The sequence below is a fragment of the Stenotrophomonas sp. YJH_SMC_94-11 genome (assembly GCF_059370435.1).
Window position 1 is genome coordinate 113,194 of record NZ_JCAFTR010000002.1, and the last position, 12,348, is coordinate 125,541.

Genomic DNA, 12,348 nt, shown 5'->3' on the forward strand with positions numbered 1-12,348 from the left:
TCAGTCTCCCCAGCGCAGTGCGGCTTCGAAGCCGATATGACGCTCGCGGTGGCCGTCGTAGACCGGCCGCGACCAGCGCACGCCGTATTCGAGCACGCGGCCCGGGCCCAGCTGCCACTCGTGCATGTAGGACACCGTCGGCACCAGCGCACTGCCGAAACCGTCCTGCCAGTAGTCACCCAGCGAGACGGTCAGCCGGTGCCGGAAGTGGCGCTCGTAGTGACGCCACAGCTGCTGGTCGATGCGCAGGCCGATCTCGACCATGCGGTCGCGCTTTGGATTGAAGTAGGGCGCGTCGTCGCGGCTGCCGCGGCTGGTATAGGCACTGGCCAGGCCATCGAGCAGCCAGCGCGGGCGGGTCAACAGGCGCTGTTCAATGCTGGTGCTGAACAGTTCGCGATGGTTGCCGTCGTCGTAGCGGAAGCGGCTGGCACCGAGCATCCAATGGGTGAGCTCGCTGCGCCGGTAGTCCACCTGTGCGCTCACGCTGTCGGCGGTGATGCCGGCCGCGCGTGCCTGCATCGAGGCATCTGGATCATTGCGCGCGGCCACCAGGCCGGCGTGCCAGTAATCGTTGAACTGCCAGCCGATGCCGACCCGCAGGCCGGTATCGCCGATGTGGTCGTTGGCGCGCAGGACGGCCGCTTCCGCATCCAGCTGCCCGAAGCGGTAGCGCACGCCCGCACCCAGCCACAGGGGATCGATGCGCTGGTCCTGGAAATCGGTCGAGCGCCGGTCGGCCAGGGCGAACAAACGCCAGCGGTCATCAAGGATCGGTGTCTCCACTTCCACACCATAGTGGCGATCGTTGTTGCCCAGTGGCGAGGTGCCACCGCCACCGGAGCTGCGGCCGATGTCGGTCCATGCCTTCAGCTGCCAGCCGCGATGCGCACGCCAGGCCTGGTCCATGCGTTCGACAGCCGGTTGGGTGGGATAGCGTGCGACCAGGTCATCGTGCAGCGGCCGCGCCAGGTCGTCGCGCTGCAGGGCGACGTAGGCCTCTTCCATGCCCAGTCGCGGTTCGATGTCACGCGGGTCCAGCACGTGTGCCATCTGCTGCCGCTGCAGCGCCCTGCGTGGCCAGCCGCGCATCATGTAGACGCTGCCCAGCGCACTCTGCAGGCCTCCGTTGCCGGGTGCGATGTCCACCATCGACTCCAGCTCGTGCTGCGCGGTGACCAGGTCGCCGCTGTAAGCGCGCACCATTGCCAGGTTGAGATCGGCCTCGTAGCGTGACCAGTTCGCGTACGGTGATTTGCCATTGCTCCAGCGCCACGCCGGCTCCTTGTCGCGCCATGCCTGCAGCAGGTCGATCGCTTTTTCCTGCTGCTCGCTTTCCAGGTAGGCGTAGGCCAGTTCCGAATGTGAGGCGTCGCGCGCCGGATCGCCAGCGACGGCTGCCTGCAGTACGGGAATGGCTTCTTCCGGGTGCAGGGTGCCCATCAACGAATCGCCCACGGCAGGCAGCACGTAGTCGGGCAGGGTATGGCCTTCGGCCTGCAGGGCTCGTGCTTCCTCGCGGACCTGCGCATGGCGGCCCAGCCGGTTGAGCAGGATCAGCCGGTCCATGCGGATGCGCAGTGGCGCCTGCGAGGGCGGGGTGCCTTCGCCGCCGATGTAGCGCTGCATGCGCGCCAGGGTCGATTCGGCTTCTTCCAGGCGGCTGTCCTCGCTGCTGCTGTAGGCCAGGCTCCAGACCACGAGTTTGGCCAGGTAGTCGCCTTCCAGGCGCTGCTTCTGGGCGTCGTCGAACAGCTGCGGCCGCTGCTGGTACAGCTCCCAGGCGCGCCAGGCATTGCCGATGTCGCCCAGGGTCAGCACGCGCAGCTTGAACAGCAGATCGTCGTTGGGCTGCTGCTGGCTGGCGCGCTCGATTGCGCCGAGCGCATCCAGCCAGCGGGCCTGGTCGCGGTAGCGGCCGATCTCGGCCAGGGCCGCGTCGCGGTCGGACGGAGCCGCGCTGCTGGCCCAGGCCAGAGCGGTACATGCGAGGCCGACGCAGAGCGCCAGCCGGCGGTGGACAACCATTGGGGACCCCCTTGGCTTCCGAACCAGACAACCTGTGAAAATGTGACGCAAATCACATGCCAGTGCTTGGCGTGACCGTGGCCCGCGTCACTCCCTTCGTGCATTCCCGCCCAGCGAAGACGGATACAACCCGGACAGCGACCTGCAATGTCTTGTCTGAAACGAGAGTCCCCCGCGCACCGAGTGGTGGCCTGGGCGGCGCCGCCGCCCCCATGCCCGATGCCGGCACGCGGCAAGGAAGGGCATTCGTGGGCACTATCCGCCCGCAATTGTCAGTCCGGCGTCAAAATTTCCCCGGTGTCTGACGAGCGGTAGGCGGGGCCGTCTGGCGGCCCCGGCCGGGCTACCAGAGATCTTCCAGCTTGCGGGGCTTGCAGGCGACCCACGAGGCGCACAGCATCAGGGTGGCGCAGCCGAACAGGAAGCTGAACGGGAGCGTCCAGCCATTGCTGACGGTATGCAGCCAGCCGACCAGGAACGGGCCCAGGCAGCTGAAGCTGTAGCCCACGCCCTGCATGAAGCCCGACAGCGCGGCCGAGCCGGCCGGGGTGCGGGTGCGCAGGTTGATCAGGGTCAGCGCCAGCGGGAAGGTGGACGGGCCGACGCCGAGCAGGCAGGCCCACAGCAGGGGAGCCTTCATCGGCGCCAGCAGCAGCCCGGTGAAGGCGATCACGAACGAGAAGAAGCCGATCAGCACCAGCGGGAACGGGTTCTGCATGCGTACCGCCATCGATGGAATGACCAGTGACGGCAGCAGGCCCAGTGCCGAGAACACCGCTACCATCACGCCACCGAATGCAGGCGTGCCACCGGCCTCGACCACGATGCGCGGCAGCCAGGTGAACATCGAATAGGTCATCAGCGAGGTCATGCCGAACATCAGCGTCATGCTCCAGCCCAGCGACGTGCGCCAGACCTTTCCGTGCGGCTGCGCGGTGGGATCGGCGGCATCGGCCAGCGGTTTCGGTGCGCGCCTGGCCAGCACCAGCCACGGCAGCGCGGCGGCCAGTGCAAGCAGCGCCCACATGCCCAGCGACACGCGCCAGCCTGCAGCGTTGGCCACCGGTACTGCCAGTAGCGCCGGCAGCATCGTGCCCAGCTGCAGCACGCTGATGTAGAGCGTGCTCATGGTGCCGACCTTGTTGGCGAAGTAACGCTTCACCAGCGGCGGCACCACCACGTTGCCGATGCCCATGCCGGCCAGCGCGATTACCGAGCCCAGCAGCAGCGTGCCGACGTTGCCGGCGCTGGAGCGCAGCAGCAGGCCGGCCATCGCCATCAGCATTGCCAGCAGCGTAGTGCGTTCCAGGCCCAGGCGCCGCGCCAGTGCCGGCGTGGCCACGCCGAACAGCGCGAACGAGGCGGTCGGCAGCATGCCCAGTACGCCGGTCATGGTGGTACCGAAGCCGAACTGCTGGCCGAGCACGTCCAGCAGGGGCGTGATCGACGTTACTGCGGTGCGCAGGTTGATCGCTGCCAGCAGGATGGCGGCGAAAGCCAGCACGCGCCCGTGCAGCAGCGACGGCGAATCGGAAGTGGAGGAACTCATCGGTGGTCCTTGCAGGTGTCGCACGCCGCGGCAATGGCATGCAGCGCCGGCATCGGTCTACGCCGAAGCGGCAGGTGGGGGAGTGGTGGCTGCAGGTGGGCCGGCAGCGCGGCCATTGTACGTGTGCGCCCCGGCAAGGTCCCGTCATGCGGGCGGCCTGGCGCCGGGTACAAAAAAACCCGGAGGACAGTGATGTCTTCCAGGCTTCTTGGTGACCACCGAAGTGGTCGGGGAGACAGGATTCGAACCTGCGACCTCTACGTCCCGAACGTAGCGCTCTACCAGACTGAGCTACACCCCGAAGGGATCCGCCTATTCTAGCGATTCACCCCGATGGCGGCAAGGGGTGAATGCTGTTTTCTTCACACTGCCGAAGCAGTGCCACCTCAGGGAACAAAAAAGCCTGGATGACTTCACCAGGCTTCAATGCGACCACGTGAGTGGTCGGGGAGACAGGATTCGAACCTGCGACCTCTACGTCCCGAACGTAGCGCTCTACCAGACTGAGCTACACCCCGAAGGAGCCGCCTAAGATACCGTGTGAAGGCCAGGGCGGCAAGGTTTTTTTACGGCTCAGTGACGATTTTCCTTCTCGACGCGGTTCTGCTCGCGGGCTTCGAACCACATGCCGTTGAGGATGGCCACCGTCGAAGCAAGGCCGGCACCGAGAATCCAGGCGAAATACCACATGATCAGTCTCCTTCATTCCGGGTAGGTGCCGACCGTTGGTCGGCACTCGTGCAAGCAATCAATACGCGTTCGGGTTGTTGCCCATCTCTTCGGTGGTGGTCTTGCCCTTCAGCACGCGGTACACCCAGGTGGTGTAGGCGAGGATGATCGGCAGGAACACCGCCGTGGCCAGCAGCATGATCCACAGGGTCAGGTGGCTGGACGAGGCATCCCACACGGTCAGGCTGGAGGTGGGCTGGCTCGAGGACGGCAGCAGGAACGGGAAGATGGCGAAGCCGACGGTCAGGATGATGCCGGCGATGGCCGCACCGGAGGCGATGAAGGCCAGGCCACCACGACGGGCACGCAGCAGCACCGCACTGGCCAGCAGACCCGCCAGGCCGAGCAGCGGGGCCAGGATCGTGGCCGGCATCGCGCTGTAGTTGCGCATCCAGCCACCGGCGGCGCCGAGTTCGGCGGTCTTCAGCAGCGGATTGGTGGCGCCATCGGTAACCACCTGCGAGGTGATCTGGTAACCCGGCAGGCCGAAGGCCACCCAGGCGCCACCCACTGCGAACAGCACGAAGGCGATGATTGCCGCGATGCTGCCGAAGCGGGCCGCACGCTCGGCCACCGGGCCGTCGGTCTTGATCACCAGCATGGCCGCACCGTGGGCGACCAGCATCGAGACGCTGAGCAGGCCGGCCAGCAGCGCGAAGGGCATCAGCAGGCCGAAGAACGAGCCGGTGTAGAAGATGCGCATGCTGTCATCGAAATGGAACGGAACGCCCAACAGCACGTTGCCCACGGCCACGCCCATGATCAGTGCGGGAATGAAGCCACCAATGAACAGCGCCCAGTCCCAGGTGTTGCGCCAGCGTTCGCTGGGCATCTTGCTGCGGAACTTGAAGCCGACCGGACGCAGGATCAGGGCGAACAGGATCACGAACATCGCCAGGTAGAACCCGGAGAAGCTGACCGCATACAGCGGCGGCCAGGCGGCGAAGATCGCGCCGCCACCCAGGATCAGCCACACCTGGTTGCCTTCCCAGACCGGGCCGATGGTGTTGATCACCCGGCGGCGCTCGGCATCAGTGCGGGCGACGAAGGGCAGCAGGGTGCCCACGCCCAGGTCGAAACCATCCATCACGGCGAAGCCGATCAGCAGGATGCCGAGCAGCAGCCACCAGATCACGCGCAGCGTGGTGTAGTCCAGAAGAATGAAATCCATCTTGGTTCTCCTGCCTCAGGCCTGGCCGGCGGCCGGCGCCGAGGCATTGTGGGAAGCATGCGGCTGGGGCGACTGCAGCGACGGCAGCAGTTCGTCCGGCCCCTTGCGGATCGCCTTGAGCATCAGCTTGATCTCGACCACGATCAGCGCGGTGTAGATCGCGGTGAAGCCGGCCAGGGTCAGCACGATTTCATGCAGGGCCAGGCCCGATGCCGCATAGAAGGTCGGCAGCACGCCATCGACCGCCCACGGCTGGCGGCCGTATTCGGCGACGAACCAGCCGCACTCGATCGCGATCCACGGTGCCGGCAGCGTCCACAGGGCCAGCTTGAGGAACCAGCGCTTGTCCTGGAAGTTGTTGCGGCACGAGTAGTAGAACGCCAGCGCGAAGAAGGCGATCAGGTAGAACCCCAGGCCGGCCATCACGCGGAAGGTCCAGAACAGCGGCATCACGCGCGGCACCGTGTCCATCGCCGCCTGCGAGATTTCCTGCGGGGTGGCGTTGAGGATGTCATCGCGATAGCGCTTGAGCAGCAGGCCGTGGCCCAGGTCCTGCCAGTGGCGGTCGAACATCTCGCGCGCTTCCACGTCGTTCTTGTTCGCACGCAGGCGTTCCAGCGCGCCGTAGGCGAGCTGGCCACCGCGCACGCGGTGTTCGGCGCGCTCGACCAGTTCCAGGATGCCCGGAATCGGCTGGTTCAACGAACGGGTGGCGATCAGGCCCATCAGGTACGGGATCTTCACCGCGTAGTCGTTCTGGTGGGTGTCCTGGTTCGGGATGCCGAAGGCGGTGAAGTCGGCCGGCGCACGCTCGGTCTCCCACATCGCTTCGATCGCGGCCAGCTTCATCTTCTGGTGTTCACTGGCGGCGTAACCGCTCTCGTCACCCAGCACCACCACCGACAGCGAGGACAGCAGGCCGAACGCTGCGGCCACCGCGAACGAACGACGGGCCAGGTCCTTGTGCTTGTTGCGCAGCAGGAACAGGGCGCTGATCGCCATCACGAACACCGCACCGGTCACATAACCGGCGCTGACGGTGTGCACGAACTTGGCCTGCGCCACCGGGTTGAACACCACCGCCATGAAGTCGACCACTTCCATGCGCATGGTTTCCGGGTTGAACACCGCACCGGTCGGGTTCTGCATCCAGCCGTTGGCGACCAGGATCCAGATCGCCGACAGGTTGGTACCCAGCGCCATCAGCCAGGTCACCATCAGGTGCTTGACCTTGGTCAGGCGGTTCCAGCCGAAGAAGAACAGGCCGACGAAGGTGGCTTCCAGGAAGAAGGCCATCAGGCCTTCGATGGCCAGCGGCGCACCGAAGATGTCACCGACGTAGTGGCTGTAGTAGGACCAGTTCATGCCGAACTGGAATTCCATGACGATGCCGGTGGCGACGCCCATGGCGAAGTTGATGCCGAACAGGACGCCCCAGAACAGGGTCATCCTGCGCCAGATCTCCTTGCCGGTCATCACGTACACGCTCTCCATGATGGCCACCATGAAGGACAGGCCGAGGGTGAGCGGTACGAATAGGAAGTGGTACATCGCGGTCAGCGCGAATTGCAGCCGCGACAGTTCTACGACTGTCTGATCAATCATGGCCTGGCTACCTCGTTGGATAGTGCCGTTGCAGGTGGCGGGAAGGGTGGTCTACGACGTGAATGATGTGACCGACTACTTCAAACAGCCTTGATCCAGATCAATGTATGAACAGGTGCCCCGGTTGATCGTATGCCAACCTGATGAAGACTGCGACTGCTGGCCGCAGAGGCCGGCCATTGCCTGCGCCTACAATGCCGTGTCTCCCCCGTTGCCCGTGAAGACCCCTTGAGCGCTGCCGAAACCTCCTCCGCCGCCCTGTCCCAGGACGCCGAAACGACCCGCCAGCGGCGCGCCCGCAGCGCGTGGCTGGCCGATCTGGCGCGGCCTGCTCGAGGCCGCCAGCGGCTGGCGGCACTGTGCATCAGCCTGTCCGGTGCCCTGTTGATCGGCCAGGCGGCCGCCATCGCCTGGCTGGTGCAGCAGGTGCTGGTGGAGCGCGCGCCGCTGGCCTCGGGGTTGCCGGTGCTGGGCGGTCTGGCGGCGATCCTGGTGGCGCGCACGCTGCTGGGCAGCGCCACCCAGGCCGCCGCCGGTGATGTGGCCGATGCCGCGCGGTTGGCCCTGCGTGAACGCGTGTTCGGACGCCTGCTTGGCCATGGGCCGCTGTGGCTGCGCCAGCGCCGCACCGGCGAACTGGGCGAACTGATGCTGCATCACGCTGATGCGATCGAGAGCTATTACAGCGGTTTCCTGCCGGTACGCACCGAAGTGGTGGTGGTGCCGCTGCTGATCCTGGCCGCCGTAGCCTGGGTCGACTGGGTGGTGGCGCTGATCCTGCTGTTCACTGCACCGTTGGTACCGTTCTTCATGATGCTGGTGGGCTGGGGGGCCGAAGCGGCCGGCCGCGCGCAGCTGGGTGAGCTGGCGCGGATGAGCGGCCATTTCGCCGATCGCATCAAGGGCCTGGGCCTGCTGCGCCTGTATGGCCGCGGCGAGGCTGAGCTGGAGGGGATCGAGGCAGCTGCCGAAGGCGTGCGCGTGCGCACCCTGAAGGTTCTGCGCATCGCTTTCCTGTCGTCCACGGTGCTGGAGTTCTTCGCCTCGGTCAGCGTGGCGATGGTCGCCCTGTACCTCGGGCTGAGCTATCTGGGCATGATGTCGCTGCATGCAGCGGTACCGACGCTGGGGGCGGGACTGTTCTGCCTGCTGCTGGCGCCGGAATTCTATGCGCCGCTGCGACGGCTGGCCGCGCACTACCACGACCGTGCCAATGCCCTGGCTGCCGCTGCCGAGGTGGAGCGCCTGCTGCAGTCGCTGCCCGATGAGCAGGGCCTGATCGAGAACGAAGCTGCGCCGCTGGCGGTGGAACCGGCCGAGGCCGCGCTGCCGCCGCTGCGGGCACAGGGGCTGGTGCTGCGTCCGCTGGGCGCGCCGCACGATGTGCTGCAGGATCTGGACGTGCTGCTGGAACCGGGCCAGCGCCTGGCCCTGGTCGGTCCCAGCGGTGCCGGCAAGAGTACGTTGCTGGAGGCGCTGGCCGGTTGGCTGCCACCGCGTGCCGGCAAGCTGCAGGTGCGTCCCGGCGTGCAGGTGGCCTATGCCAGCCAGCGTCCGTACCTGTTCCACGGCAGCATCGCCGACAACCTGCGCTTGGCCGATCCCGGCGCCAGCGATGCGCGCCTGCGCGCGGTGGCCGAGGCTTCGCAGGTATTGCAGTTTGCGCAGCGCCTGCCGCAGGGGCTGGATACGGTGATCGGCGAACGTGGCTTCGGCCTGTCCGGTGGTGAGGCGCGTCGCATCGGCCTGGCCCGTCTCCTGCTGCGTGATCCGCAGGTGCTGCTGCTGGACGAACCCACCGCGTTCCTGGATGCCGATACCGAAGCGGCATTGCTGCGCAGCCTGGCGGCATATGCACGTGGCCGCAGCGTGGTGGTCGCCACCCACAGCCCGGCGGTGATCGCCTGGGCCGATCGTTGCCTGCTGTTGCCGGAAGGCCGCCTGGTGGAACCGGCACAGGCGGTGCGCGCATGAGCCGTTCGCCCGATTCGCTGCGCGCGGTGTTCCTGCGCCATCGTCCGCGCCTGTTGCTGACGATCCTGTTGTTGTGGACCACGATGCTGGCCGGCACTGCATTGCTGGGCCTGTCCGGTGGTTTCCTCACCGCGGCCGCGCTGGCCGGTGCCGCAGGCCTGGGGCAGGGATTCAATTTCTTCTCGCCGTCTGCGGGTATCCGCGGGCTGACCCTGGCGCGCATCGTGTCGCGCTACTTCGAAAAGCTGGTGGGCCACGATGCCACCCTGCGCATCGCCCGCGATCTGCGCGTCTGGTTCTTCCGCCGCGCGCTGCCACTGGCGCCGGCACGGCTGGGGGCTACGCGCACCGGGGAGCTGCTGGCGCGCCTGCTGGGCGACATCGGCGAAGTGGATGGCCTGCTGGTACGGGCGATCGGGCCGCTGGTGGCGCTGGGTGCGCTGTCGGTGGTGGCGGTTGCATCGGCTGCGCTGATCCTGCCGTCGGCGGCAGTCCTGCTGGCGGTACTGGCGCTGCTGATCGCCTTGGGCGTGCCGTGGCTGGGCGTGCGGGGCCACGATGAGGAAGAAGCCGACCGCGCCGCGCATCGCGCCGCATTGCGCACCGCGGCCTTTGAAGGGTTGGAAGGGGCGGGAGATCTGGCCGCGCTGCATGCCGATGCCGCGTGGCAGCTGAAGGTGCGCGTGGCAGCCAAGCAGCTGGCCTCGCGCGACCGCCGCCGCCGTTGGCGCCTGATCGCGGCCTCGACCCTGCACGGCCTGGTGGCGGGGCTGGGCCTGGTGGCGATGCTGGCGCTGGCCCTGTCCGCCGCCGAACAGCAGCGCATTGCGCCGGAGATGGCGGCGGGCCTCGTGTTCCTGACCGTGGCGTTGATCGAACTGTGGGCCGGCATGGGCCTGGCCTGGCAGTCGCTGCAGTCCGGGCGCATTGCCGCCGATCGCCTGCAGGCAATCATCGAGCAACCGCCGACGGTGGACGATCCGCAGGTGCCACAGCCGGTGCCGCAAGCCGCGCGCGTGCATTGGGACGATGTGCATTTCCAGTGGCCGGGCGCGGCGCGGCCGGTGCTGACCGGCCTCCAGCTGACCCTGGCGCCAGGCGAACGCATTGCCATCCGCGGCGACAGCGGCAGTGGCAAGACCACGCTGTCCAGCCTGCTGCTGCGGCTGTGGGATCCGCAGCAGGGGCGAATCACCTATGGTGGCCGCGATCTGCGCGACGTCGCCCAGGCTGAGTGGCACCAGCAACTGGCGTGGCTGCCACAGAACGCACCGGTGTTTGCCGGCAGCGTGGCAGAAAACCTGCGGTTGGGCGATCCCGATGCCAGCGACGCCGCCTTGTGGGCGGTCCTCCGTCGCGTGCGCCTGGGCGACTGGGCCGAGCGCAACGGTGGCCTGCAGGCCTGGGTGGGCGAGAACGGCGCGACGATGTCGGCCGGCCAGGCGCGACGGCTGGCGCTGGCGCGGGCACTGCTGCGCAACGCGCCGATCCTGCTGCTGGACGAACCAACCGAAGGGTTGGACGTGGATACCGCACGTGCGCTGCTGCAGGATCTCTCCGGGTTGCTGGACGGGCGCAGCCTGTTGATGATCACCCACGACGACCTGCCCGAAGGCGTGGTCGATGCGCAGTACCGGTTGCGTGATGGGGTGTTGGAGCGCGAAGCGTGAAAACACCCCGGTAGTGCCGGCCGCTGGCCGGCAACCACGCATCCGCGTCGAACATCATGACGTTGCCGGCCAGCGGCCGGCACTACCCATTCGAACGGTTACCGCGAGAACTCGCGCAGCAGTACCGCGATCGAGGCCACGTTGGCCAGCACGCACAGCCAGAACACCCATTGGAACGCGGCCTTGCGATGCTTGTGGCGGAACATCGCCTGGCCCAGCAGCGCGCCGGGCCAGCCGCCGGCGAACGCCAGCAGCTGCAGCGTGCGTTCGGGAATCCGCCACTGCTTTCGCTGCGCCGCGCGCTTGTCATGGCCATAGAGGCCGAACGACACCGCGCTGGCGAGCAGGCACCACCCACCCAGCCACAGCGGCAGCACGCCGCTGATCATCAATGCAGCCAACGCGCCGAAAGCAGCCAGCGCGAGATTACGCCGCCACGCCACTTACAGCGCGTCGAGGAAGCCGCGCACGGCCGGGCCGAAACGCTCGAAATCGACGAGGAAGGCGTCGTGGCCCTGCGGCGATTCCAGGCCGATGAAGTGCGCATCGGCACCGCCGGCGCGCAGGCCATCGGCAATCTGTTGCTGCTGCTGCACGGGGAACAGGATGTCGGTGTTGGCGCCGATCGCCAGCGCCTTCCCCACCCGGATCTTCGCGAGCCCGGCCAGCACGTCGCCGTCGGCATACTCGGCCAGGTCGAACCAGTCCATCGAGCGGCTCAGGTACAGGTAGCAGTTCGGATCGAAGAAACGCACGAAGCGCCGTGCGTGGCCTTCCAGATAGCTTTCCACCTGGAATTCCAGGCCGAACGGATCGTCGTCGGTCTGGTCCGAATCCAGCCGTACGCGGCCGAAGCGGCCATCCCACTCCAGTGCGGAGCGGTAGGTGATCACGCCCAGCTTGCGCGCCATGCGCATGCCGGACTCGGGGTACTCGGCATCGTCGTAGTGGCCGCCATTCCAGCGCGGGTCAAGGCGGATCGCCTCGCGCTGAAGCGAGCGGATGGCGATCGAGAACGGCAACGCCTGCGCGCTGCCGGAAATGTTGACGTGGCTGCGCGCGATGCCCGGATGCAGCATCAGGATGGCAAGGGCCGTCATGCCGCCCATCGAGTTGCCGACCACGCAGGCCAGTCGCTCGATGCCCAGTGCACGCACGACGTCGACGGCGGCGCGGGCGCCGTCTTCGACCGACAGCTCGGGGAAGCCCAGGCGATACGGTTCGCCCGTGGCCGGGTTGAGCGAAGCGGGGCCGGTCGAGCCCTTGCAGCTGCCCAGCGAATTCACGCACACCACGAACCAGCGGTTGGTATCGATCGGCTTGCCGGGGCCAACCATCGCTTCCCACCAGCCCGGTGCCGGGTTGGCCTCGTTGGCCGCCGCATGCGCATCCGGCGACAGGCCGGTCACGATCAGGATCGCATTGCTGGCATCGGCGGCCAGCGTTCCCCAGGTCTCGTAGGCCACCCGTGCGCCATGCAGGGCGCCACCGCGCTTGAACGGGAAGGGCGAGGGCAGAGCGTGGAAGCGGGTGCCGGGCGGGATGAATTCAGTCATGCGGGCATTCTAGCGGGGCCGCATGTGGAGCTGGCGACACGCTGGCTTCCATCGGTGCCCGTATCC

The 12,348-nt window shown here is 67.3% G+C and carries 9 protein-coding genes and 2 tRNA genes; 2 read left to right on the forward strand and 9 right to left on the reverse strand.

Annotation, left to right across the window (positions count from 1 at the left end; all coding sequences use genetic code 11):
- The 7 genes from pgaA to AC5P74_RS04805 all read right to left on the reverse strand — a co-directional run bounded on the left by pgaA (position 1) and on the right by AC5P74_RS04805 (position 7,082).
- Complete coding sequence (pgaA, locus tag AC5P74_RS04775) at positions 1–2,028, reverse strand: poly-beta-1,6 N-acetyl-D-glucosamine export porin PgaA (protein ID WP_329842348.1); 2,028 nt, start codon at positions 2,026–2,028, stop codon at positions 1–3.
- Between the two features lie 343 nt (positions 2,029–2,371).
- Positions 2,372–3,577: a CynX/NimT family MFS transporter gene (locus AC5P74_RS04780; RefSeq protein ID WP_065178262.1), complete on the reverse strand. Its 1,206-nt coding sequence runs from the start codon at positions 3,575–3,577 to the stop codon at positions 2,372–2,374.
- A 224-nt stretch (positions 3,578–3,801) separates the two neighbouring features.
- Positions 3,802–3,878, reverse strand: a tRNA-Pro gene (locus tag AC5P74_RS04785).
- A gap of 140 nt (positions 3,879–4,018) precedes the next feature.
- Positions 4,019–4,095, reverse strand: a tRNA-Pro gene (locus AC5P74_RS04790).
- 55 nt (positions 4,096–4,150) lie between these two features.
- Positions 4,151–4,267: a cytochrome bd-I oxidase subunit CydX gene (cydX, locus tag AC5P74_RS04795; protein ID WP_171957269.1), complete on the reverse strand. Its 117-nt coding sequence runs from the start codon at positions 4,265–4,267 to the stop codon at positions 4,151–4,153.
- Between the two features lie 58 nt (positions 4,268–4,325).
- Complete coding sequence (gene cydB, locus AC5P74_RS04800) at positions 4,326–5,477, reverse strand: cytochrome d ubiquinol oxidase subunit II (RefSeq protein ID WP_053501030.1); 1,152 nt, start codon at positions 5,475–5,477, stop codon at positions 4,326–4,328.
- Between the two features lie 15 nt (positions 5,478–5,492).
- Positions 5,493–7,082, reverse strand: a complete 1,590-nt coding sequence (locus AC5P74_RS04805; protein WP_053501033.1) for a cytochrome ubiquinol oxidase subunit I — start codon at positions 7,080–7,082, stop codon at positions 5,493–5,495.
- 228 nt (positions 7,083–7,310) lie between these two features.
- Here AC5P74_RS04805 and cydD point away from each other — a divergent pair, with 228 nt between their 5' ends.
- Both cydD and cydC read left to right on the forward strand, forming a co-directional pair.
- On the forward strand, positions 7,311–9,056 hold the full coding sequence (cydD, locus tag AC5P74_RS04810) for a thiol reductant ABC exporter subunit CydD (RefSeq protein WP_253135276.1): 1,746 nt from the start codon (positions 7,311–7,313) through the stop codon (positions 9,054–9,056).
- Positions 9,053–10,726 (forward strand): thiol reductant ABC exporter subunit CydC, encoded by a 1,674-nt coding sequence (gene cydC, locus AC5P74_RS04815; RefSeq protein ID WP_495204848.1) that lies wholly within the window; start codon positions 9,053–9,055, stop codon positions 10,724–10,726. Before cydD ends, cydC begins: the two co-directional genes overlap by 4 nt.
- 98 nt (positions 10,727–10,824) lie before the next feature.
- Here cydC and AC5P74_RS04820 read toward each other — a convergent pair whose 3' ends face one another.
- Together AC5P74_RS04820 and metX are read right to left on the reverse strand one after the other, a co-directional pair.
- Positions 10,825–11,169 (reverse strand): DUF1294 domain-containing protein, encoded by a 345-nt coding sequence (locus tag AC5P74_RS04820; protein ID WP_053501039.1) that lies wholly within the window; start codon positions 11,167–11,169, stop codon positions 10,825–10,827.
- Positions 11,170–12,282 carry a homoserine O-acetyltransferase MetX gene (gene metX, locus AC5P74_RS04825; protein WP_053501041.1) on the reverse strand — a complete coding sequence of 371 codons (1,113 nt, stop codon included), beginning with the start codon at positions 12,280–12,282 and terminating at the stop codon, positions 11,170–11,172.
- Positions 12,283–12,348: the final 66 nt, after the last annotated feature.